The following is a 25566-nucleotide window of genomic DNA, read 5'->3' as shown; positions in this document are numbered from 1 at the left end:
GCATTTATTTTATGAGCAGCTATCAGGCCACAGCATTCAAACTGGTGTTGCGCGTGTTGAAAAAGCGCATGTTCTCTAATACGGATCATGTTGCTCTGCGTCGTTTGGTTAATAACTCTTCACGGCGCATGCCCAAGCCTCCCGCGGATATTGATTTTCGTTCAGAAAGAATTGATGGCATTCCTTGCTTGTGGGTTAAAGCAATGGGAGCAGAGCCTGAAAAATTAATTTTGTATTTGCATGGCGGCGGTTACATTTTTTGTTCTGCACACACAACACATAAAGATATTCTTTGGCGTTTATCTGTTGCATCAAAATGCAGAGTTATTGCCCCCGATTATCGACTCGCGCCGGAACATCCCTACCCTGCTGCTTTAGAAGACTCGATAAAAGTCTATCGCTGGCTGCTTGATCAGGGTTACAAACCTGAAAACATTGTGATCGCTGGTGATTCCGCTGGTGGTGGTCTTACATACGGCACTGTATTAAAAATTCGCGACATCGGTTTGCCATTGCCTGCAGCTACAGTGGCGATGTCTCCTTGGACTGATTTAGCTGTTACGGGCGAATCCGTTATTACCAATTTGAAACGCGATGCGCTAATTCCTGGTGACGGCCTACCCGAAGGCGCGCAATATTACTTAGCAGGCGCATCCACGCGCGATCCTTACGCCTCTCCGCTTTATGGAGATCCAACAGGGTTGCCCCCTACACTCATTCAAGTGAGCAAAGACGAGGTATTGTTGGATGATTCTCGCAGGCTAGCTGCGAAGTATCGTGCCGCTGGAGTGCCTTGCGAACTAGAACTTTGGGACGGCATGCCGCATGTGTGGCAAACACTGGCGATGTTCATCCCTGAAGGCAAAACTGCCATCAATCGTATTGGTGCTTTTATTGCCAAACATCTACACGATAAAGATACTGCTTAAGCTTTTTCTGGTAATGCGGCCGCATACAACTCATCGAAAGATTCTCGCAAGCATTGCGCGTAAAAAGCAGGATCTTCCATTTTTTGCCTGTCGGCTGTGAATGCAATTGTTAAAGATTGCCATGTACTCGACATGGTGTGAAACAACCCCGTATTGGGCATTAAAGGTGCCATACCAAAGGCATCCACCATTTTCGCTCCGCAAAAATACAACGGCTCAGTAGAGCCAGCGAGGTTAGCAATAATGGTGTTACTCGCTGGAGGGAATTTATCTAAAACACCTGATTCAACCGCAGTTTTTACCCCCCAAGCCACTAAACCTGGGTACATGCACCCCATAGCATCGGATACCAAATTCTTGCCTACGGCATTGGCATAAGCTCTGCCAGCTTGTGATTCTTTGCGAACTTTTTTTAAGCGCTCTAGCGGATCCTTAACATCAGTACGCAAAGCCACATTTGCCAAGCTGATTTTTTCATTGCCAGCAACCAACTCACTTTCTTCTGTTTTCTTTACACTCAATGGAACAGCGGCAACCAGAGAATCTTCTGGCATTTCCGCTTTAGCCTGCAAATACCGGCGTAATCCTCCACCAATCACACTCAGCGCGACATCAGTAACGGTTGCGCCATCAACTTTTTTTCGAATTTTATGAATATCCCCCAAGGGAATATTGACGCGATCTACAACTCGTCGCGGTGAAACAACACCATTAAATCGCGTTTTATTTTTGTGAAGCTGCTTTATTTCACGCGACTCTATGCCGCGCATGATGGAGCTATACATCCCCAAAGCACGCCCAACCATGCGAATAATATTCCCAGTTTTATAGATATTATTCAGCGCGGCGCTAGCCAATATTTTTGGTAACCGCACATCAGATTCGTATTCAACAAATCGATCAAAGTCAGCCTCCACCGCCTTTAAATGATGAGAGCCTTCGTTCATTACTTTATGCAGGCTGTTGAATACTTCCATAGCTGTTTTTCCATCCATCAGGGCGTGATGAATTTTAAATAACACAGCAAAACAACCCGCTGGAATACCTTCAATCTGATCCAAACCATCAATGACATGCACCTCCCAAAGCGGGCGATTGCGATTTAATGGTTGTGCGTGCAAGTTAGCAACCATGGAGCACAGTTTTTGCCAATTACACGGCTTAGGCAAGGCGATATGACGGACATGGTAGACAAGATCAAAGTGCTGGTCTTCCACCCAATACGGCTGATCCACATTGAACAGCACTTCCATTAACTTACAGCGCAACAAAGATAAGTCGCCCTGCGTTCTAGCTTCAAACAGGCGAATAATGTCTTTAAATTCCACACCTTCACTTTTTGATGATGGATCGTAGATAGCCAACATGGACATATGCATTGGCATCCCATGCATTTCTGCATGCAGGAAAAGCGCGTCCAAGCCACTTAATTGCTTCATAAATACCGTCACCAAAAATGTATCAGGGAAATGCTACTGCAGAAAAATTTTGCGATTTTTCACTTCCGACAATGCGCGTTTTAAGACACGCTCAATTGACGCTTCAGCTGCAAAACCCAAGCGTTCAGCAATACTATGCTTTTCAATCCAGCCAATATGATAGATATCCGCATCTGGATGGCGTGAAAAAATATACTCTTCACTGGTTAAAATTTTATCAGCAAGGCCCAGATCAACTGCTTTTTACCAAACCAAGTCTCACCAGTTGCCACAATATCCATATTGAGATCAGGTCTAGAAGCTGCAACAAAATCCTTAAATAAATCATGTGTTTCTTGAATTTCTTGCTGGAATTTCTCTCGGCCCTTTTCCGTGTTCTCACCCAGCATAGTCAGCGTGCGCTTATATTCACCCGCTGTCAGCACCTCATAATCTACATCGTGCTTCTTCAACAGACGATTAAAATTAGGGATCTGCGCTACCACGCCAATAGAGCCAATAACAGCAAACGGCGCCGAGAAAATCTGGCTACCAATACATGCCATCATGTAACCACCACTGGCAGCAACCTTATCAACACAAACTGTCAAAGGGATAGATCTATCACGAATGCGTTGCAGTTGCGAAGCAGCGAAGCCATAGGAGTGCACCATACCACCTGAACTTTCTAACCGAAGTACCACCTCGTCTTCTGGTTTTGCCTGCGTCAAAACCGCGGTGATTTTCTCAGATAGCATTTCCGCATCAGATGCCTTGATATCGCCCAAAAAATCCATCACAAACAAACGCGGCTTACGCACGGCGTTTTCTTGGCCTTTTTTGTGTTTGGCTTTTTCAGCTTTCAGCTTGATTTTATTGGCTTTCTTTTCTGCTTTTTCTGTCGCCTCATAATCTGCCTCTGAGAGGATGGCCGCCTGCATGGCATGGGAAATATCCTCATATTTTTCATTAAGGCTTTTAATTTCCACATAGCCCTGCTTCTCCATTTTTTTTAGGCGCTGTGTGGTAGAGGTTAAGGTAACTAGTAGAAAACCTATAGCTGCCACAATAGTGACAGTCTTTGCTAAAAAAATGCCGTACTCAAACAAAAAATCCATAAAACCCCAAGAGTCAATTACCAGCTTTTCATGGCGTTTTTAGCCGCATCGTTTACCGGATTGGCAGACAAATTCTGACCGGCAGACACCACCTCATAGATTGCACCATCAGCTATTGGTGCAAAGCCTAGCGTTGCCGTATGAGCAGTAACAATAGGCAACACATAGGGGTAATTATTTAGAAAGCTCCATGTATCAAATATGCCCGCCGAAACTAAAGCCTCAGGTTGTTTCTGCCCAACCATTTTATCTAGCTGCAGCTCAATGAAACGACCAGAAATATTTTGCAACTGATAACCAGAGCGTAAGCCAACAAAAGCAAGCAATGGCGGCCATGAAAAACTTCTTGCCGTTAGTTGCCATTGCTGCCCTTCAACTTCGCGGCTATAAAATGAGCCGGACGGCTCTTGTAGTTCAACAATATAGTTATTGGCATCTTTTTTACGGAAACTGACAGTAGCTATCACATTGGTGTCGCTGGTAGCCGTGTTGTAGCTAAAAACATCCGCTCCAGCCAATGCCATAAATCCTGCTGTCGCTGCTAACAACAATCCTACGCAGCCGCGGATAAAACCAATTATCCATTTCTTATTGCCTAATAACTTTATGGAAAAAAAAACAGCTGCAGCCGAGACAACGAAAAGAAGAACAGCGACTATCTGATAAACCATAATTTACTCCTTAAATACGCCGCAATTAGTTAACCGGAAATCCTAAGGCACCAACACATTCTTCGGCAATTTCCAGTATAGAGTGATCTTGCTTATGAACGGCAATATAAGCCTCAAGAAAATATTCAATACTCATCACAGCGTCTGCAAAAGTATCCATCAGCTGTTGAATGGCGCCGCTCGCGTCAGCACGAATTAATTTCGTATCAACAAACTGAGCACAGGACTCTACAACCTTTGCCGCGCGTGACATATTCATCAGAATCAAGGCGCCACGCACACTGTTGAGGCTTTTGCCCAAGTTGGCAATATAAGCAGGGTCATAGCCCGATTCGGCATAAGAAGCCATGGCGCGCTTGATCAATGCCAAACCGGATTGTGCCTCATCCAATACAACTTTCTCGGCCTCTGCCAGCTGACTTTGCGCGATGATGGTATCTTTACTCAAGGCATTGGTTTCGGCCAATTTTGCCTGCGACAAGTTGATGTTTTGCAACGCAGAAACTGTACTTTCGATATAAAGCAAGGTGTCCGCCACCTCAACCAGCTGCGCGTTATCCGCTGCATGTTGCTCTTGTTCCCACTGACTGATCTTTGCCACTTGGTCGCGTAACACCTGGCCTGGAGATACCAATCCAACCACAGACAAGGTATCTGCAACTCGTGTGAGAGAGGCAATCATATCGGGATAAGTAGTAACGATATCACCGCCACCTTGCGCTGCCATTTCAAGCGCATTTTTACTAGAGCGCAACTCTTCTTGAATAACTTCAGCGACCGATTGCACAGTAGACAATCCAGGGCCGCGCAAATTATTAAGCTCTTCTTCGACATCTGCTTCTGAATATCCCAACGGCGTAACAGCAAACGCAGATCGCACAGCTTTTGCCTGCGCAGAATCAGAAGCAGATACAGCAACGATATAGACCAACGCGCGCAGCAATTCTTCATCAATCGGCGTATCAAAAAATGACTCGCCCTGCTGTACCATTTTCTTCAATTGACGATCAACCGCCGACAGCAATATTTTTCGCGCGTTAGGCAGCGCCATTTTTTTCTCACGAATAACAGAAAGTGCAACGGCTGCCGCCCATAGAATTTTGCCAAACGGCTTGCCGCCACTGATCGCATCCGTTCTTTCCAATGCGCGCTGCATTAATCCAAGCGAATAATCCGCATTCTGCCCTTGCAACACGCCCAGCAATCCCACTTGATACATATGCCGAAAACGGCGTCCTGCATCTAGCGTATACGGCGCAGATGAAGCAATTGCATGCTCACCACCTTGTGCATTCATTATCAAAAATTGGCTTTCAGATAACGGCGCTATTTTTTTTGCAGCGCGAATATCATTGATAAATGGCAACAACAACACAGGCATGGATTTTTCAAATTGCTGCACATATTCAAAATAACGCGTCGCAACAAAGGATGCTGTGCTGACAGCGGACAGCGCGGTGTCGTAGGAGGCATCGGCATTGGGCGGCAGGTTCTTTAATACATCAATAATTTCTACTGTGAGCAGATCAGCGCCCTGCAGCTGAACGATGCGAAACACACCATCAATTTGCTGAAAACTCTCTAGCGCGGCATCCACTAAATCTTGTCGATCGCGTGCTGAGATGTATTGTTCTAACTGATTGGTTGCCAGCTGGATTGTGGCTAGAAACTCGTTTTTAACGATATTCAGGGAAGTGAGATTAACGGCTCGTTGATCAGACACGCTGGCATCCTGATAGCTAGTTATTGGCAGGCATTCCAGCGCTGTGCGCGTGGCGCCATTTTCTTTTAATAATCCGAAGATTAGCGCGATTATCTAGGCGGGGTATCAGGATTTCAAGCACCTACATCACAATCCTCAAGTAAGATGATCCGATGTAGGCGGAGAATAGAAGAAATATTGAAGAATGGTGCCCGAGGCCGGACTTGAACCGGCACGGGGTTGCCCCGAGGGATTTTAAGTCCCTTGTGTCTACCGATTTCACCACTCGGGCTTGCGTAGCAGGCGACTTTCAGAACGGCGCGCATTGTAGCAGAAGCAGCGCCGCTGGCTAGCCATTATGGGACGCTGTTTGCTCTTCCTTGCATAGCGCATACATTTGACTCAATCCTGACATGCGCTGTGTGGTTTTTTGAGCGACAACCTCCAACACGCCCTCACCGACCCAGAGATCAATTTGGGATTTTGCCCGTGTGATCGCCGTGTAAACCAATTCACGCGTCAGCACGGGATTAGCACGCGCCACTTCCGTATCAGCAGGCAGGACAATCATCACGCGCTCATACTCAGAGCCTTGTGACTTGTGCACGGTAATGGCGTAACAAGTTTCATACGCAGGCATCTGTGCACGCGAAATGGCTTTAATCGTGTTGTTAACAATAAAACAAGCTTTTAGCTGCCCTTCGTATTCCAACACCATTCCCACATCGCCGTTATAGAGTTTTCGATTGTGGTCATTCTGCGTGATCATCACCGGCTGCCCGGCATACCAAGCATCCAGATTGTGATTCAGTTTTTCTGCAATCAGGCGGTTGATACCGTCTACGCCATAAGGTCCCTCACGCAAGGCCGACAACAATTGAAACTGCGTTTGCTGCTGTAAAATTTCCAGTGGCGATAGTTTGTTTTTTAGTGCGTCTGCAATCCAGCCATAACCGCGTGCAGCTTGTTCTAGCCATACGGGCTTCCATGCGGACTGCGCATCAGATACATGCAGCAAGACACTCTGATTGGCGCGCATGTCAGGCACACGACCGGCATTAATTGCCACCGCGAGCTCACCAATTTCAGGCGAACTTTTATAGCGACGACTTTCAGTAAGCGACTGAATGCAGGGATTACCCTGCAAGGCTGTACAAATATCTGCCAGCACACTCCCCGCCTCCACCGATGCCAACTGATCTTTATCCCCTAGCAGTAAAAGTATTGCTGATTTTGGGATGGCATCTAACAAGCGATACATCATCGGTAAATCGATCATGGATGCTTCATCAACAATCAACAAATCACAGGCCAAGGGATTGTTCTTATGGTAACGCGGTTTTGGGCTACTGCCGTTCAAACCCAGTAAGGCATGCAGCGTTAAACCTTTGAGAGCATGTGTTGTTGTATCAAAATCTGCTCGCATAAGTGCGTTCATCATATTGTTGGCTGCTTTGCCTGTAGGCGCGGCTAACTTAATAACACATTTGGGATTCGTCTCTAACTCGTCTTTAATGCGCTGCGCCGCATTCCATGTTTTTCCCGTCCCAGGCCCACCGGTAATAATTTCCAAGCGTTTCTCGCGCTGCATAAGGAACAAATTCTCTGCCACAGCACAATCAAAAGCATGGTATTTCTGCAACCAAATATATTGACCATCCGGTGAAGCTAACAGAGGCGCTACGGAAGGTGTTAGCAACCGCTTTGCATCAGAAGCATTAATTCCAGCCAATATGTGTTTAAAAACTGGCTCTCCCAGGTGCTCGCAAACAGCGAGATCTAAACAAGTGTGCTTCAATGCAACAGCCAGGCTGGTCGCTTCTGCCAATCTGTTTACTGTTTCACTATCTTGTTTTGAAAGACCTTGGGCGAAATGTTTTACGACCCAATTGGCGAAATGCTGATCCAGTACGCGTGTTGTATTAAGCATGACTCAACACCTCACCTACAAACGCAGCATCCAACTGTGCAATCTGCTGTGCAGTAGGCCTTGAAAAATAGATGCCGTGTTGGGGATATTCCTGCAGCCCCATGCCGCGTAAAAACAAATAGAAGATTCCGCCAAAACTGTACTCGCCACCATCAAAAACATAACGACTTCCCAAGCGCTGTTTCATGTATCGATGTGCGGCTACTGAATAAATTAAATACTGCAAGTCATAACGGCTATCTTGCATAGCAAGTTGCATCGCAGCATTGTCATAAAAACGCGGCGACTTACCCAAGGTATTGGATTTGTAATCCATAACATAGATTTTCTTATCATGGATAAACAGCAAATCAATAAAACCCGTCATGACGCCATTGATCTGTTTCTTATGGTCTTTTCTAGCAACACCAGAAGAAGCGCCACACTGTAATTGCAGAACCTCATTGAGGTAAGAGATATTCACTTCACTCTGTTGGCTGCCAATCGCAAAGTCAAAGCCGCACTCAGGCAAAACATAAGCGCTTGAAAACAAGTCACCCAACGATGGAACATCACTGCTCAACGGTGCTGCCAAAATATCATGCATCCAATTTACAACTGCTTGTTGCTGCTCTTTTTGTGCTGTTTCTGCAGCGTCATCGGCTAAAGCACCTATCTGCTTAGTCAGGCCAAACGCTCGCAATTCTTGTGACACAGCCATTTCCAAGATTTCACCCTTGGCAACGTGTTCTAATATGTTGTGTAAACAGTCCCCTGTATTTGCCCCACCACGCAACGAGTAACGGATATTGTTTTTCCAATACAAGTCGGCCTCGATATCCATTAAACGCTGGAGATTATCCGGCTCTGCCAATGTCTCATCTTGCTTACTATCAGAAATGCTGTGCGTGTCTTTTTGGTAAGCCAATGCAGAATAGCTAGTGATCTGCCAAAAAGACGAGGGGAAAACAGCTTGCTGCACAGACAAGTCTTCTGACCTATTTTCCTGTGTGGGCGAGATATAAGTATCACTGCTTGCCTGCAAAACCGTTTCAAATGCACAAGGTGTATCACTCATGCGTTCCTGTAATTTTCCTTTGATAACATCCCAAGTCGGTGAAATTGCTTCTTTTAAATCCAACAAGTGAGCAAAGCAAGTTTTTGGAAAGGCGTGAATGAGGGACTTAGAATAGTGGGATCGACTAATGCCAATGTAGCATTGGTAAATGGCTCGCGTGATGCCGACATACAGTAAACGCATACTTTCTGCCATGCGTTCTTGTTGCATAGCAAGCGCAACTGCATCGCCATCCGCTTGAAAATCCAAAACAGATTCCCATCCTGCCTTCTCTTTTTGACGATGGTAGAACGGTGGATCTCTGCATAAATCCACATCCTTGGCACCGAAGAAAAATGGAATAAACACCACCGGATACTCCAAACCTTTACAGCCGTGCAGCGTCACAATCTTTATTAAATTGTCATCGCTTTCCAAGCGGATGCTTTTGGCGTCTTCATCTAGCGAAGAGTCATCAGACAACTGATCGGCATACCAATCAATCAAGCGCTCACGAGAACCTACCAACAAATACTGCTGCTGCAATAAATCACCCAGATGACGAAAATCTGTCATTAAGCGATCACAATCCACTTGCTCTGCGAATGCAGCACCGAGACCGTACTGATCAAATAACTGATATAACGCAGAAAATACACCTTGGCTTTGCCAGCACTTGCACAAACTTGAGAACTTCTCTATTGCTTTCTCTAGCCCATCATCTGTTTCGAGCGAATCCAGCAACACCGTACCAACTTGAAAGTGGCGCATCAGAGGCGTAGCGAGTGCAGATTTCAAATAGTACAAATTATTTGGCTCATCCATAGCGCGCAAAACAAACAATAGGTCTTTAGAAAAGAGACAACTGCTAAAAACACTGTCCTTCTGTGCTAAATATACGGCAGATAAGTTTTTCTTCGCTAACGCGCTTTTAACGGCTTTAGCCTGCTTGTAATCACTCACCAAAACAGCAATATCCCCCGCTTTCACAGGAAATTCCACGCCGTCCTTTTCTACCGTTGCACATTCTTTGCCGTGAAGTAGTGCCAGAATACGCTCCGCACAATCTTTGGCATAAACCGGCAATAAATTATTCAGTGTTTGACTTGTTTCACCCTCATAACCAACAAACACCAGTGAGGCCGGCTCTTTCTTGCCGACACGGTAAATACCACGCGATTGAGACACCAATCCACTATCAACAGGTGGCTGCTCACAAGAATATACGGGGGCGTACTCGATTCCTGCATAAACAAATACTGGCTGCTCGGCACACGCAGGGCTCGCTTCACCAAAGAGTGCATTAACACCTTCTATCACTCCCTGCTTGGAACGAAAGTTAATATCCAGCGCATGAATATTGTTAGGGTTTATTTTTGACTTTACATCAAGATATGAAAATACATCCGCCCCACGAAACGCATATATCGACTGCTTGGGGTCACCGATAGCAAACAAGCCAAGATCTGTTGAATTTTGATACAGCTGATCAAACATGCGAAATTGATCCGGATCGGTATCTTGAAACTCATCCACCATACAAACGGGGTACTGTCGTGTGAGTGCATTCCGCAATATATCTGCCGCCTGAGGATCCTGTAGTTTTTCGTTCAGCAAATGGATGACATCGTCCGGCTGCATCTGTGCCAAATCCATTTGCAAGTTTCGCTGTTGTAACAGCTCGAGCAAAGCAGAGAGACCAACGGATACTGATTTTTTGAATTCTTCTTCGTTAGCATTGAAATCAGATAGGTTTTTGACCCTGCAATACAAGTCCTTCGCCAATCCCGCTAGAGAATCAGCATTAGGCGTTTCCAATACCACACGCTGCGTTTTACCCAATTTAAAACTATCATGAATAACTGAAAATTTATCATTCATGAATTTAATACAGTCTTTAATGTTTCGACTCGACGACTCTCCCCCAATAGCCTGCAACGCCTCATTGATTAGCTCTGCATTTCCCTTTGCATTGGTATCCACATAACTCCATGACTTTGCCAGCCGATCACGCTCTTTTAGAAGGCTGTCTCGCCTTTTCTCATACTGAGCAACAGAGTCTTTGAAACTAATCGCGCTAGGTAAAATATGAATTCCCGATCGCTTGAGAAAAGCATTGATCGCAGCGGCGTATCCTCTACCGTTGACACCGCGTTCAGATAAAAACAACCCAAGATTGCTGTGCTCACCCACCGCCAATAGGCGAGTGATATCGCCTAAATACTGAGCGTCTCTATCGCTACCACCTATCGTTACTTCCACATCGGCCAGCGCACCGGTTTCAAACAGAAAAGTTTGAATCGCCCGCGCAGCAAAACTGTGTATGGTAAAAATGGCAGCATCATCTACCAGCAGCAATGCACTGTATAACCGCTCACATGCCAAATGGCGAGCAGTATCGTCTTTCAAACAGTCGCGCGCATATTGCTCAATAAATGCATCGCTACTGTTGCCACCACGAAAGCATTGCAGAGCCGCCTCAATTTTTTTACGGATTCTTCCGCGCAGTTCGTCTGTCGCAGCATTGGTAAAAGTCACAACTAGAATCTGATCGACCAACAAAGGCTGATTATTTGTCTGTGAGGGATGCGGCTCCAACAATAACCGTAAAAATAAATTCGCAATGCTGTAGGTTTTCCCTGTGCCAGCACTGGCTTCTATCAAGTGGCGGCCATGCAAGCTCACTGTAGCTGGACTAAAACTCATACCTGAACCTCAGATTCTTTCCATTGTTTCCAAGCATTCGTTACCGTGGACGCCGTTTTCAAAAAATCTTCATCTAACAAGCGTTGCTCAGACATGTAAAAGGCAACCGACTGAATATCACCAGCAAGACCTGCGCTGCCACCAGCATAACTGTCACCTTCCCATGCTTTGTTAATACTCGACTCCCATTTATCTCGATCGCTATCTTGATATTCCTCTTTGTACTTTAAAGAAACATCTGGCTGGAATGGCAAACCATATTCGCGATACTGCAGATACAGGGCAGCCAATATTTCCAAAAAGTCTTCATTAGCTTTATTAATTTTTAAAGCTTCACTCTGCACAGGCTTTCCTTCTTCCCAGAAGGCAGCTACGGACCGCTTTACACGCGGCATAGCAATAGCCGCAAAAGTAGATTGGATTGCCAGTTGAAACTCTTTGGCGTCACTTTTCTTGCTGGCGGTATGAAAGAAAAAAGTATCGCCAATGCATGACAACTCACCGCGAATAAGAAGAGATCCCAGCTTGGTTTTCACTTCATATTCACCGGCGTGAGTCACAGCTTCACCCAGCAGCGATTTCCTTGCATCCAGCCAGTATTCTGTAAGTTCTTTTTTCATTTTATTGCGCAAGCTATCGCTGCCATTGCCGAGTGGCCAACGCCCTTCTGCCGTCCATTGCTTTGCCAGTCGATCAAACAAGGCGTCAATACGCTGATTAAGCTCGACACCCTCCTGCGCCTCAGCAGTTCCCGCCAAATTCAACAGTGCATCTTTGACAGCCCAAGTATCCAGAGCATCATTCAAATGCAGAGTTTCGGCATCCGATACAGATTCATCATAGATTTTCAGAGAGACTTTGTTGCAGCGATCACGAAAGAACCACTGTTCTGGCTTTATAAAAAAGCGCACAAAACTCTCTAGCGAAACATCCAATGTCGTATTTGTTTTTTTTGATTTAACCCAAGAGACCGTTGATACAGGCGCTTTTCTCTCCTGCCTCTTATGCACTGCAATAACCAGCGCTTGCTTGTTAAAGGATTGCAGAAGTTCACTTTGTGATTTCTGAAAATATGCCACATGAAATGGCTGCAAGGGGTGCTCAATAATCAACTGTTTAATGAACTGCTTACCATCAGCATCATCCATCTTTGACAAACAGTAGCCATTGCGCAGATAGTCCATCAACTCTGCCAACACAACAGAAGGCTGTCGCTCTTCATTCTTGCGCTGATCTCTGCCGATATAGCTAACATGAAATACATCGCGCGCCGATAGCAATGCTTCCAAAAACAACCAACGATCATCCACGCGGCGTGAACGATCACCGGCTTGGTAATAATTTCTCATCAAATCAAAACTGGATTGCGTGCTGCGTTTAGGATAATCACTTTGATTCATGCCCAAGATATACACCACACGAAATGGCACGCCGCGCATTGGCATCAAGCTGCAAAACTTAATCCCTTCTCGCCACGGATGACCGCCCTGTGCAGGCGCCTGCAAAGTCGGCTGGATTAATGCGCGCACCACTGCGATGTCAATTTCTTCTTCACACCACGCTTGTGCTTTATTGAGTGCATAAATCTCACGGCGAATACCGCGCAGCGCTAGCTGCTCTTCGTCCGACTGCGGAACGATAAAAGCCTCCAATAATTCGTCGATGCGATCACACCAAATCACCGCACTTGCTGGCGTTGATAATTCTTTTCTAAAACGCAGCAAAGTATCCCAAAATTGTAAAAAGCTGTTGAGCAGTTCCGCGCTGCCGCCCTCTACTTCATCGAATGGCATCACAGGCAGGCTATCGCCTCCTAACGCCAAGGGCATGTCACCAGCTGACATGCCATAACCAGCCAACAAGCGATTAATGGCAAATTCCCAACTAAATTCACTGTATGCAGGAAGATCTTCTTGCTCACGATGCGAAGCATCCAAGCCCCAACGCACACCACTATCACGCAACCATTTTTTTAGCTTTTCAAATCCATCACGATCGATAGCGAAACGCGCTTGAATTGCAGGCACTTCTAGCAAAGCCAAAATATCGGCAAGTGGCAAGCGACTATTCGGCAATCCCAGCAATAAGTTCAGCGCATTTAAGAGAGGAACCTCTTCCAACCAACTGCGATCCGTAATGTGATATGGCAACACATTGGATGTAGCACCAAATACCGTATCCACATACGGCACATAAGGCGCCACTTGCGGCATCATCACCACAACATCGCGCGGTTTTAATGTCGGATCTTGTTTAAACATGGCGAGCAGTTGATCATGCAGCACTTCCACTTCTCGCAACGGACTGTGACAACTGTGAACCTGCACACTTCGCACTGCTTTTAAATCTTCGACTTCTGGAATAGGTTGTTTTTTGGCATCACGAATAAGGGCGCTTCTGAGTGCCATGCCACCTTGATATTGCAAATCTAGAATTTCTTGCTGAACACACCGCAGAAGCGTTGCTTTATCAGATTCGCAATAGTTTTCTACTTCATGAAACGCATATTGATCATGGCGCGCATACAAAGACTCAATAAACTCCCGCACCTGCTGCCCTTGACTCGCCAACAAAGGATTGCCGATCACACCGTCATTCAATGTGCGCTTTTGTAAATTTTTTCCAATGTTTTTGCCGACTGAATATCGAACCAATACTCACGACAAGGATTTAACACAAACAAATCAACAGGAATATGCTTGCCTAACAACATCAACATATCCACCAAATGCGGCGGCATAGAAGTTACGCCAAACACACTGAGACGCTGCAGAGGAATTGCCATCTGAATAGGCGTACTGTCTCGTTTGTCCAATGCTTCCAATAAAGACTTTTCTATCGCTGCACGATGCTGCTGCCCTTTAGCGATAGCGCTCCATAGTGTCCTTTGCCAAGCGGCATTGGCGTCTTCATTTTTTCTGACTTTCCCGCTTCCCACGCCAACATCATTACGGGGCGATAAATCAGATACTGATCGAACAAATCTGCCACTGCTGCTGACAGCTGATAGCGTTTCAGCGCGTAGCTTTCCTCACCTTGAAGATAATTTCGCACCGGCTTCATGGCAGCTTGCTGCAATATTTTTTTATCGCCGAGCAAACTATATAACTTCCATGTCATTTCCAATTTCGATAGCGGCGTTTCTTTGGGGATGTCATGGGAGACAACTGCGCGCGCCAGAAGCCAAAATAATTCATGTGGCTGAATAGCTCGCGTGTTGGCAGCAATACCGCAGTGCTGGGCAAATTGCAGGTGGAACCACTGCCCCATCACTTTGTTATCAACCAACACATATTCGGTAGCAAGCGGATCCAGCATGGGTTGTGACAAAGCAGACAGCGCCATATCACGCAGGGTTTCAATGCGGTTGGAAAAGTGCACGGTGACCGTCATTTCGCATCCTTGTTCACAAAAAAAACGCCCTGAATTCAGGGCGTTTTAGTCAGCTGCTAGATCGTGAGTTTTGACACAATCTGTAAAGTGGGCTTTTTTACCAAACCGTGAACTGAGTCACTCAGTGGAACTGCTCTTCTTCGGTAGAACCCGTCAAAGCAGTCACCGACGATGCACCACCTTGAATCACGGTAGTCATATCATCGAAGTAACCGGTACCCACTTCTTGCTGGTGAGCGACGAAGGTATAGCCTTTATCGCGCGCTGCAAACTCAGGCTCTTGCACCATTTCAACATAGGCTGTCATGTCTTCACGCGCATAGGCATACGCGAGTTCAAACATGTTGTACCACATGTTGTGAATGCCAGCCAAAGTGATGAACTGATACTTGTAACCCATGGCAGACAGTTCGCGCTGGAATTTGGCGATGGTGGCATCGTCAATATTTTTCTTCCAGTTGAACGATGGCGAGCAGTTGTATGCCAACATTTGATCGGGATACTGCTTTCTGATCGCTTCTGCGAAAACGCGCGCTTCTTCCAAATCCGGTTTTGCTGTTTCACACCACAACAAATCGGCGTACGGCGCATAAGCCAAACCACGGCTGATGGCTTGATCGATACCAGCGCGCGTGCGGTAGAAACCTTCGGCAGTGCGATCACCCACCACAAACGGCTTGTCGTTCGGGTCGAAATCAGAGGTCAACAAATCTGCCGCGTTGGCATCGGTGCGCGCCAGTACGATAGTCGGCACATCGGCCACATCAGCCGCCAAACGCGCAGCCACCAGTTTTTGCACCGCTTCTTGCGTAGGCACCAATACTTTGCCGCCCATGTGGCCGCATTTTTTCACGGAAGCCAACTGGTCTTCGAAGTGAACGCCAGCTGCGCCCGCTTCGATCATGGCGCGCATCAATTCATAAGCATTCAACACGCCGCCGAAACCGGCTTCCGCGTCAGCCACGATAGGCAGGAAGTAATCCACATAACCGGCATCGCCAGGCTTCATGCCCGCTTTCCATTGAATTTGGTCTGCGCGTTTGAAGCTGTTGTTGATGCGTTTCACAACGGCAGGCACAGAATCCACTGGGTACAGGGATTGGTCTGGGTACATGGTAGAAGCGCTGTTGTTGTCCGCAGCTACCTGCCAGCCAGAGAGGTAAATGGCTTGTACGCCCGCTTTGGCTTGCTGTACCGCTTGGCCGCCAGTCAGCGCGCCCATGCAGTTCACGAAATCTTTTTCAGGACGGAAAGCAGGCTTGGCGCCTTGAGTCACCATCTCCCACAGCTTTTCTGCACCGCGCTTGGCGATGGTGTTTTCCACTTTGATGGAGCCTCGCAGACGCACAACATCCTCTGCAGAATAAGGGCGTGTGACGCCTTTCCAACGAGGGTTTTCTGCCCAATCTTTTTTCAGGCGGGCAACTTCAGCATCGCGGTCGTAATTACCGATGGACATGGTGGTCTCCAGCAAGGTTCAGGGGTGGTGAAAGGAGGCGGCATTCTAGGGATTTCATGGCGATTTTTCCACCCAAAACCGCCTGTTTTGTAGATTTTTGCCGCCCCGTTCTGAAGTATTTTTACAACACGCTCTGCTATCATGCGCGCAGCACAAAAAACACCTGTTTTTCCGCTTTTTTCCCTTCGCAACACGAGCCATCGCTATGAGCCAACATACTACGCCGCGCATTTCTCAAGGCAATTTGCAAATTGCCGAACCACTTTATCGCTTAGTAGCTGATGAAGTGCTGCCTGATCTCGACATCAGCAGCGAAGATTTCTGGAGCGCGTTTGAATCCATCGTGATGGATCTCGGTCCTAAGAACAACATCCTGCTCGACAAACGCAACACGCTACAAAAACAAATCGACACTTGGCACCAATCACACTGCGACAAACCGCACGATCACGATAAATACAAAGCCTTCTTGGAAAAAATTGGCTACCTGATGCCAGAAGGCGCGGACTTCAGCATCACCACTGATCATGTGGATGAGGAAATTGCCACACTGGCTGGCCCGCAGTTGGTGGTGCCGGTAAAAAATGCACGCTATGCCTTGAATGCTGCCAATGCGCGCTGGGGTTCTTTGTACGATGCGCTGTACGGCACCGATGTGATTGACGAAGCCGATGGCTGCGAGCGCGGTAACAGTTACAACCCCGTGCGTGGCGCAAAAGTCATCGCCTATGTGCGTCAATTTTTAGATGAAGTTGCACCACTCGCCAACGGTTCACACGCCGACGCGGTGAAATACGCCGTTATCAATGCGCAACTGGAAGTCACACTGAAAAACGGCAACAAGATGGGTTTAAAAAAATCAGAACAATTTGCCGGTTATTGGTTTCGCAACACCGACGGCAATCCATCCAACCCTTCGCATGTTTTACTGCGCAACAACGGCCTCTACATTGATATACAAATTGATGCAGAACATGTTGTCGGGCGCGATGATCCTGCACACATCAAAGATGTGGCGCTGGAATCTGCCATCACCACCATTCAAGATTGCGAAGATTCTGTTGCCGCTGTAGATGGCGAAGATAAAACCGAGGTTTATCGCAACTGGCTCGGCCTGATGAAAGGCACGCTGGTCGATTCGTTTATGAAAAACGGCAAAGAAGTGACGCGCACTCTAGCGCCCGATTTGCACGCGCTAAACCCCAAAGGTGAACCGATTACGCTACATGGTCGCGCATTGATGTTGGTGCGCAATGTCGGTCACTTGATGACCAACGAAGCTGTATTGCTCAAAGATGAAGAAGTACCAGAAGGCATTTTGGATGCGATGATTACCGTGGCAATTGCCATGCACGATTTGAAAGCCATCGGCACGCGCAAAAATTCGCGCACCAATTCTGTTTACATTGTTAAACCCAAAATGCACGGCCCAGAAGAAGTGGCTTTTGCCTGTGAAATTTTTGGCCGTGTAGAACACGCACTGGGCTTGGCGCGCAACACCGTAAAAATTGGCATCATGGATGAAGAGCGCCGCACTACGGTCAACTTAAAAGAGTGTATACGCGCCGCGAAAGAGCGCGTAATTTTTATCAATACCGGATTTTTAGATCGCACGGGTGACGAAATTCACACCTCGATGGAAGCCGGTGTGATGGCGCGAAAAAATGAAATGAAACAAAAACCGTGGATCAGCGCCTATGAAAACTGGAATGTAGATATTGGGTTAGCTTGCGGGCTTTCAGGCAAAGCACAAATCGGCAAAGGCATGTGGGCGATGCCTGATTTAATGAAAGACATGGTGGCCACAAAAATCATGCACCCGATGGCGGGCGCAAATACTGCGTGGGTGCCCTCGCCCACGGCCGCCACTCTGCACGCTATGCACTATCACAAAGTGAATGTGTTTGAGCGACAAAAAGAATTACAAAATCGCACGCGCGCCAGCTTGGATGACATTCTCACCCTGCCTTTACTGGGCGATACCAAACTCAGCGAGGAAGATATTCAGCAAGAACTCAATAACAACTGCCAAAGCATTCTCGGCTATGTGGTGCGCTGGATAGATCAAGGGGTCGGCTGTTCAAAAGTGCCGGACATCAATGACATTGGTTTGATGGAGGACCGCGCCACGCTGCGTATTTCCAGCCAACATATCGCCAACTGGTTGCGCCACGATTTTTGTAAACGCGTACATGTGTTGGAAACTTTCAAACGCATGGCCGTGGTGGTGGACCGACAAAATGCAGGCGACCCCAACTACCGTAATATGTCACCTAACTTTGATGAATCCGTAGCGTTTCAAGCCGCCTGCGAATTGGTGTTTGGTGGCGTGCATCAACCCAATGGCTATACCGAGCCAGTTTTACACCGCCGTCGCCGCGAACTGAAAGCTTCTGCTGGGCAATAACGCCCAGCGCTTCTTCACTTCGCTGACGATTGCGCTTAGTTCACATCCAGTGACAACGCAGTCGTCAGCGAGGCTTTTTCTGGATCCGTATTCACATCCAGTACAAACACACGCTCCGGCGCAACGCCATTCTGCTCCACCAATACCGATTTAATTTGTGTGGCTCGCTCCAAAGCCAACTGACGCAATTCATCATCACTGACCGCCATTTTGTCGCGCGCTGTTTTCCACGCATGCTCATAAGCTGCCTGCTTTAATGCCGCATCATCCAACTGTTCGCCTTTTGCTGTGCGCTGCGCTTTGATTTTTCCTTGTAGGTCGCCGAGATCATAATTGCTCTGTTTTTTGTAATGGCGATTTAATGCACGATAAGCACCGCCATCTTCAACCGCAGCCGATGCGGAGAGGTAGGTTTCCATCGGCGCATTACTGTCTTGCTGCAAAATCATCGCTAATTTTTTATTTTGTAACGCAGCACGATCATCAGCTGGCAAAGCATTGCCCTGCACTGTAATGCGCAAATTATTGCGTTTGTTGAGTAAATCGGCCGCCATTTTGAGTTTTCCTAGCGATGCCGCATCCAATTGAGATTGACCTGCCGCAAAATCAATTTTATCGACGCCTTCCGCCGCTTCACCACCGCCGCCAGCCAGCGAAGCAATAGCCTTGAACGGTGAGGTCACCACTTTCATCACCATATTGCTCAACACTTTCCACAAAATGCCGCCGACAGAAAATTGCGGATCATTGAGATCGCCGCCCACTTCAAAACCCAAATCAATCACGCCGTTTTCATCGCGCAATAAAGCAATAGCTAAACGCAAGGGCAAATCAATGGCTTTTTGACTTTCCACCGATTCACCCAACTGCAACTGATTCATCACAATTTTGTTTTTGCCTTGAATCTTGTTATCAACCAACTGATAGTTAATATCCAGCGACAACTGCCCCTGCTTAATTTTGAATCCCGCATAAGTGCCTGAATACGGCGTGAATGTGGTCAGCTCTAAATTATTAAACGCAAATTGCACATCTAAACTAGGCTTCGCTGCCAAGGGGTTCATCTTTCCATTAATCGTTACCGGCGCGTAGCGATCCACTTTGCCTTTTAAATTGATACTGGCCTGCTTTTTAGCATCCGAGGATAAGTCTTTGATAGAGCCAGACAACTGACTCATTGCCACTTTGAAATTTGGCTTCATTGATAAATCCGCAAACCCCAAGTTGGCATTGCGGATATCTACTGTGCCAATTGCTAATTTCATTGGCGCAGCGGACTTTTCGGCTTTGGCCGCAGGTTTCGGTGCTGCGGCTTTTGCAGTGACAGCTTTGCTGGTCGCTGGTTTTGCAGCCACGAGCATTTTTTCAATATTGGTGGAGCCATCTGAGTTAATAACAAAACCAGTATCTGGTTTCTCTATCGTCACCTTCTCAATTTTTAACTCATTATTTGGTAACCGAAAGGAAAGCCCTGCGATATCCAACGCATCCCATTGCAACAAACTTTTATCGCCTTTTTGTTCTTTAACCGATAATTTCTTGATGCCTGCCGTGCCTTTGATTTCTATCACTGGCTTTTCCGCCGATTCGAAATGCACATCCAACGCTGCAGTTAGCGCACCATCCTTAATTTGTGCGCGAACGGCATCTTGCACATAAGGCTGAATTGTAGGCAACTGAAATTGCTGCAAGTCAACTTTTGTATCAGCAATCAATGGAGTTAATTGAAGCTGCGTATTAATCTGTAACTGGCCTACGGCAGCTTTGCTTTCATTAACTAAACCACTCTGAATCTGAACAGAAAAACGATCAGAAGACAGTGGCTTCCATTCATCAATACTGATCGTCAGTGGTGTCAAACCAAGCACCAGTGCCTGCGCAGGCTGTTCATCGCGAATATTGATGGTGTAGTTATTGAAGCGTATTTGATGCACCAAGACATCCCAAGGTTTTTCTGCAGCTGGCGTAGGTGCTGTATTAGCTGGCGCTGGCGCAGCATTAGTATCGGTTGGCGTTGATGCTGGAGGAGCAGCTGCAGGAGTAGGTTCTTCCGCTGCCGTTTGCGCAAATAAGTTTTGCAGGTTGGCAACACCCTGCTTATCTAAAACCAGATTCACCACGCCGTCATTGGCTTGAAAACTTCCAACCGTCACTGACTGTTGCAACAGGTTCACATTGACATCATTCACACCCAACAATGGCAGTTGAATCACCGGCGATTCCGCATTGTCTTTGCTGTAAATGCTTAAATCTTTCAGCTCCAAGGAAGTTTTCATTGCTTGCAAATCCAAAGCACTGTCCATTTGCACAGAAAACTGAGTCTTAAATGCCAGATGCGGCGCTTTCAAGTTGAAATTAACTGGCAACGACAACCACTGCCATGCGGGCGCAAGATCCAAATTGCTGATGGCAATATCACCATTCAATCGCAGTGGCTTCAGATTTTCCAACACGGCACCTAAGGTTACAGTGCCGCCTTGCTCATCTGCTATTTCCAACTCAAAGCGATTGGCGTGCTCTTTTTTCTTGGTGTAAAAATCGTTAATAGCAACCGTTGGCAATTCGACGCGCTGCTTAAAACCACCAGCTCTTGCAGCGTCACTGTAATCAATCAAGCCACCACTGATCTGCAAATTGCCCAACCATACTGCCGGCACTTCAGCTGTGCTTTCCGGCTCTTCTGCCGGTTTATCTGGCGACTGACTCGACAAATTAGCAAAAGCATCTAGCAGGGTAAAACCACCTTTGCCATTGGCATCCAATTTTATATAGGGCTTTTGCAGCGCAATTTCTTCAATGCCATAGCGCAAGCGAAATACGGACAACGCGCTGTAATTCACACTGAACAAATCAAAGGATAGCAGCGGTGTGCTATCGGTATCTGCAATTTTGAATCCTTCAATTTGCAGTTTTACCTTGTAAGGATTAAAGCGCACAGCGTGAACTTCTACGCCGCGCTGTAAATTTTCAGCAAAACTGTGCGTCAAATACCGCTGGATAGACCACGGCAGGATAAAAAATCCTAGCAGCGTGTAGAGAGTGATAATAGAAAACACTGTGATTAGCGTGCGACGGTAATTGCATGCCAGTTGCCGCGCTTTTTGTATCCAATCCTTGCTGTTCATCATCCTCTCTCCTTTGTTGCATTTAGTCGTGGTGATGCCCACCCTCACCGTGCGCATGGCCGTGGGCGATTTCTTCTTCCGTAGCGGCTCTAACGCTAACAATTTCAATATCAAATGTCAGCGTTTTTCCTGCCAAGGGATGATTGGTATCTACCTCGGCCATAAACTTGCCAGGCTTGATCACCGTCACTTGGCGCGGCCCTTCTTGCGTTTCCACCCACGCAATATCGCCAGCTTTTAATTTATTGCCGTTGAACTTCAGGTGTTTGATCGAGATGCGCTGTTGCAACTCTGGATTGATAACGCCGTAGGCGCGCTCGGGTGGCAGCGTGACGCTAACCGTCTCACCCGCTGCTTTGCCCACCAAGACTTCTTCCAACCCAGACAGGATATTGTCGTGCCCATGCAGATACGCAACTGGCTCTTCAGTGCGCGAATCTTCGGAAAAACTGCCACCCAGTTCTGTCAGACGATAATGAAAAACCGCAACGGTATCTTTGGTAATTTGCATGAATCTCTTCCTCAACAAACTGCTAAAATGCGCTGTCAGTATATGCGTTTTATCCCACTCGGTTTACTCATAGGAGCAAGCAGGCATGTTTAAAGTCAACGAATACTTTGACGGCAAAGTAAAATCTATCGCATTCCAAGGTGAACAATTACCGGCAACTGTTGGCGTGATGGCACCTGGCGATTATGAGTTTGGCACCAGCCAAAATGAAGTAATGACCGTAGTCAGCGGCAAGCTCACCGTCAAATTGCCCGGCAATGACACTTGGCAAACATTTGCCGCTGGCGAAGCATTTCAGGTGGCGGCCAACAGCAAGTTTCAATTAAAAGTTGCTGCGGATACCGCCTATCTCTGTACTTACGAATAATCGAGCTGTTATCAGCTCATGTACATCCCGCCGTTGACATGGATAGTCTCGCCGGTGATGTAGCCAGCAGGCTCCGACGCAAGAAACGCAACCACAGCGGCAATTTCTTCCGGCTTACCCAAACGCGCTAAAGGAATTTGCCCCAACAGCATTTGCTTTTGCTCTTCTGGCAATACATGCGTCATATCGGTATCAATGAATCCAGGTGCAACCGTGTTCACAGTGATATTGCGTGAACCAATTTCCCGTGCCAAGGCGCGCGCAAAACCGGCAACACCTGCTTTGGTTGCTGCGTAATTGCTCTGCCCTGCGTTGCCCATTTCACCAACCACGGAACTGATGCTGATGATGCGGCCCCAGCGCGCTTTGGTCATGCCGCGCAAACACGCGCGCGACAAACGAAATACCGAAGTCAGGTTAGTGGCGATCACATCATCCCACTCTTCATCTTTCATGCGCATCAAAATATTGTCTTTGGTGATGCCGGCGTTGTTTACCAAAATATCAATGTTGCCAAACTTTTCATTGATAGATTTGATTGCCGCATCCACGGAGTGGGAATCGGTGACATTCAAAACAACGCCATCACCTTTATAGCCACTAGCTGCTAAACGCTCTGCAATTGCTGCCGCACCCGATTCGCTGGTGGCTGTACCAATTACCGTAGCGCCCATTTTTGCCAATGATTCCGCAATGGCGCGACCAATACCGCGGCTAGCGCCGGTTACCAAAGCTACTTTGCCTTCAATGCTCATTTATTCATCTCCCGATATTCAGTTTTTCAAATATTTGTGCAAATTAAATCGCCAACAGCGCCGCTTCCAAGCTCGCGACATCTTCAATACCAAACGCCGTTAATTCTTTTTCTATGCGTGTACACAAGCCACACAGCACCTTGCCAGGACCACATTCAACAACCGTTTTAGCGCCTGCTTCAACCAATGCCTTCACGCAATCTACCCACAATACTGGATGATCAATTTGTTGAATCATCAGTGCTTTAATTGCCTCTGGGTCTGATGCAGTTTTGGCATTGACGTTATGTACTACAGGGATTGTCGGCGCACGAAAAACAGTAGCAGCAATATGTTTTGCCATGTTTTCTGCAGCAGGTTTCATTAAAGATGTATGGAAAGGAGCGCTCACCGGCAGTGACAATACGCGCTTGGCACCAGCGGCTTTCAACAACTCGGAAGCTTTATCGACAGCAGCAACTTGCCCTGCAATAACCACCTGACCGGGCGAATTAAAGTTGACCGCTTCCACTACACCCACTGCCGAAGCTTCTTTGCAAAGCGCAAGAATTTTTTCATCATCGACATTCAACACAGCAGCCATGCTGCCCTCGCCTTTTGGCACAGCGGTTTGCATATAAGCACCGCGTTTGCGCACCAAGTCTACGGCATCTGAAAAATCCAACACATTGGCACACACCAAAGCCGACCACTCGCCCAAACTGTGGCCCGCCAGCAACGCAGGCAATTTGCCATTTTTTTCTTGCCACACACGCCACAACGCCACGCTAGAAGTCAGCAATAGCGGCTGTGTTGTTTCTGTAGCATTCAATTGTTCTTGCTCGCCGTTTTGACACAGATCCCACAAGTCATAACCCAACACCTCTGACGCTTCGGCAAAAGTTTTCTGTACAACAGGATATGCAGCAGCCATCTCCGCCAACATACCAACTTTCTGTGAACCTTGACCTGAAAAAACAAATGCTAACTTGCCACTCATGTTTCACTCCCCCGCTTCAATAAGACAGATTGCAATTTTTCATTAATTTTTTTGGGAATATTCGCTTTGGCTTCAACACTTGCCACTTCTATGGCATGAAAAAATGCATTGGCATCTGCACTGCCGTGACTTTTTACTAGCGTCGAAGTAAAGCCTAAAAAACTAGCGCCATTATAACGCGACGGATTAATACTCGATCGAAAAGCATTGAGAATAGGAGCAACCAACACCCCCAGCACACGGAAAATCCATTTGCGCTTAAACGCTTGTGATAAATATTGGCGAATTAAACGCGCAGCGCCCTCACTGGCTTTGAGTGCGACATTACCGGTAAAGCCATCGCACACCGCCACATCAACCGTATCAAAAAATATTTGATCGGCTTCAATAAATCCTGTGTAGTGGAGCGCGCTGTCGGCTTGTAACAATGCTGCGGCCTGCTGCACTTGCTCGTTACCTTTAATATCTTCTACGCCCACATTGAGCAGTGCCACGCGCGGCTGAGGGATATTGAGAATCGCTGCAGCCAACACCGAGCCCATCACGGCAAACTGATGCAAGTTTTTTGCATCAACATCGACATTAGCACCGACATCCAATAAAAAAGTTTTTCCGTTGACGGTGGGAATAGGCGCACAAATGGCGGGTCGGTCAATACCATCAAACATTTTTAACAGATGATGGCCAATCACGAGCATCGCGCCTGTGTTGCCAGCGCTGACAAAACCCTGCACTTCACCTTCTGCCAGCAAAGCGATACCGCGATACAGCGAGGAATCTTTGCAGTTACGCAATACATGCAGAGGCTTGTCGCTCATCGCCACGGTTTGCGTCGTATGAACAATGCGCAAACGGTGATTGCTGTCGCAATGCAACTTTGCCAACTCCTTTTGAATGGCATCGTTATCGCCCAGCAACAATAAATTGATATCTGACAGAAACGACAATGCCCGCACACTGGCGGGCACTGTGACGCGAGGACCAAAGTCCCCACTCATGGTGTCAATGGCAATCGTGATCATCGGGCTTCAGCGGTTACGCTGTTTAACCGTTGTACGAT

17 protein-coding genes, 1 tRNA gene and 1 pseudogene are annotated in these 25566 nt (G+C 47.1%); 3 read left to right on the top strand and 16 right to left on the bottom strand.

The genetic code is table 11. From position 1 onward, the window contains the following. Positions 1 to 11 precede the first annotated feature (11 nt). On the top strand, positions 12 to 929 hold the full coding sequence (locus tag IPK30_11310; GenBank protein ID MBK8103823.1) for an alpha/beta hydrolase: 918 nt from the start codon (positions 12 to 14) through the stop codon (positions 927 to 929). Here the strand turns inward: IPK30_11310 and IPK30_11305 are convergent. The 11 genes and pseudogenes from IPK30_11305 to aceA form a co-directional block, all read right to left on the bottom strand. Continuing rightward, positions 926 to 2368: a wax ester/triacylglycerol synthase family O-acyltransferase gene (locus tag IPK30_11305; protein ID MBK8103822.1), complete on the bottom strand. Its 1443-nt coding sequence runs from the start codon at positions 2366 to 2368 to the stop codon at positions 926 to 928. The two genes, IPK30_11310 and IPK30_11305, sit on opposite strands and share 4 nt — an antisense overlap. A 33-nt stretch (positions 2369 to 2401) precedes the next feature. Further along, positions 2402 to 3465: pseudogene (gene sohB, locus IPK30_11300) on the bottom strand (protease SohB). 17 nt (positions 3466 to 3482) lie between these two features. Further along, positions 3483 to 4136, bottom strand: coding sequence for a hypothetical protein (locus tag IPK30_11295; GenBank protein MBK8103821.1), 654 nt, complete (start codon positions 4134 to 4136; stop codon positions 3483 to 3485). A gap of 25 nt (positions 4137 to 4161) precedes the next feature. Next, on the bottom strand, positions 4162 to 5859 hold the full coding sequence (locus IPK30_11290) for a pilus assembly protein (protein MBK8103820.1): 1698 nt from the start codon (positions 5857 to 5859) through the stop codon (positions 4162 to 4164). A gap of 185 nt (positions 5860 to 6044) precedes the next feature. Further along, positions 6045 to 6130, bottom strand: a tRNA-Leu gene (locus IPK30_11285). Positions 6131 to 6187: 57 nt separating this feature from the next. Beyond that, positions 6188 to 7450 carry an exodeoxyribonuclease V subunit alpha gene (gene recD / locus IPK30_11280; protein ID MBK8103819.1) on the bottom strand — a complete coding sequence of 421 codons (1263 nt, stop codon included), beginning with the start codon at positions 7448 to 7450 and terminating at the stop codon, positions 6188 to 6190. A gap of 310 nt (positions 7451 to 7760) precedes the next feature. Beyond that, a complete protein-coding gene (recB, locus tag IPK30_11275; protein ID MBK8103818.1) occupies positions 7761 to 11510 on the bottom strand; it encodes an exodeoxyribonuclease V subunit beta in 3750 nt (1249 codons plus the stop codon). Further along, positions 11507 to 14098, bottom strand: coding sequence for an exodeoxyribonuclease V subunit gamma (gene recC / locus IPK30_11270; GenBank protein ID MBK8103817.1), 2592 nt, complete (start codon positions 14096 to 14098; stop codon positions 11507 to 11509). Before recC ends, recB begins: the two co-directional genes overlap by 4 nt. A gap of 8 nt (positions 14099 to 14106) precedes the next feature. Further along, positions 14107 to 14448, bottom strand: a complete 342-nt coding sequence (locus IPK30_11265; protein ID MBK8103816.1) for an exodeoxyribonuclease V subunit gamma — start codon at positions 14446 to 14448, stop codon at positions 14107 to 14109. Beyond that, positions 14346 to 14903, bottom strand: coding sequence for an exodeoxyribonuclease V subunit gamma (locus IPK30_11260; GenBank protein MBK8103815.1), 558 nt, complete (start codon positions 14901 to 14903; stop codon positions 14346 to 14348). Before IPK30_11260 ends, IPK30_11265 begins: the two co-directional genes overlap by 103 nt. A 121-nt stretch (positions 14904 to 15024) precedes the next feature. Continuing rightward, a complete protein-coding gene (aceA, locus tag IPK30_11255; protein MBK8103814.1) occupies positions 15025 to 16362 on the bottom strand; it encodes an isocitrate lyase in 1338 nt (445 codons plus the stop codon). A 205-nt stretch (positions 16363 to 16567) separates the two neighbouring features. Here aceA and IPK30_11250 point away from each other — a divergent pair, with 205 nt between their 5' ends. Further along, the gene (locus IPK30_11250) at positions 16568 to 18769 is read left to right on the top strand and encodes a malate synthase G (protein ID MBK8103813.1); all 2202 of its coding nucleotides are present in this window, start codon (positions 16568 to 16570) and stop codon (positions 18767 to 18769) included. A 35-nt stretch (positions 18770 to 18804) separates the two neighbouring features. On the opposite strand, the gene IPK30_11245 is transcribed toward IPK30_11250, so the two are convergent. Both IPK30_11245 and IPK30_11240 read right to left on the bottom strand, forming a co-directional pair. Further along, positions 18805 to 21897 carry a DUF748 domain-containing protein gene (locus tag IPK30_11245; protein MBK8103812.1) on the bottom strand — a complete coding sequence of 1031 codons (3093 nt, stop codon included), beginning with the start codon at positions 21895 to 21897 and terminating at the stop codon, positions 18805 to 18807. Between the two features lie 19 nt (positions 21898 to 21916). Further along, complete coding sequence (locus tag IPK30_11240; GenBank protein ID MBK8103811.1) at positions 21917 to 22405, bottom strand: peptidylprolyl isomerase; 489 nt, start codon at positions 22403 to 22405, stop codon at positions 21917 to 21919. An 85-nt stretch (positions 22406 to 22490) separates the two neighbouring features. On the opposite strand from IPK30_11240, the gene IPK30_11235 reads away from it, so the two are divergent. After that, positions 22491 to 22772, top strand: a complete 282-nt coding sequence (locus IPK30_11235; GenBank protein ID MBK8103810.1) for a pyrimidine/purine nucleoside phosphorylase — start codon at positions 22491 to 22493, stop codon at positions 22770 to 22772. An 11-nt stretch (positions 22773 to 22783) separates the two neighbouring features. Here IPK30_11235 and fabG read toward each other — a convergent pair whose 3' ends face one another. From fabG to plsX, 3 genes are read right to left on the bottom strand one after another with little or no spacing between them, the layout of a single operon-like run. Next, a complete protein-coding gene (gene fabG, locus IPK30_11230) occupies positions 22784 to 23527 on the bottom strand; it encodes a 3-oxoacyl-ACP reductase FabG (protein MBK8103809.1) in 744 nt (247 codons plus the stop codon). 43 nt (positions 23528 to 23570) lie between these two features. Beyond that, positions 23571 to 24506, bottom strand: coding sequence for an ACP S-malonyltransferase (fabD, locus tag IPK30_11225; GenBank protein MBK8103808.1), 936 nt, complete (start codon positions 24504 to 24506; stop codon positions 23571 to 23573). Further along, entirely contained in the window at positions 24503 to 25528 is a 1026-nt protein-coding gene (gene plsX, locus IPK30_11220) for a phosphate acyltransferase PlsX (GenBank protein MBK8103807.1), read from the bottom strand. The genes fabD and plsX overlap by 4 nt, the downstream gene beginning before the upstream one ends. Positions 25529 to 25566: the final 38 nt, after the last annotated feature.

The sequence above is a fragment of the Cellvibrionales bacterium genome (genome assembly GCA_016713115.1).
In the GTDB taxonomy this organism is placed as follows: Bacteria; Pseudomonadota; Gammaproteobacteria; order Pseudomonadales; family UBA7239; genus UBA7239.
Note: the sequence above shows the minus strand (reverse complement) of the source record. Positions and strands in the feature narration are given on the sequence as shown.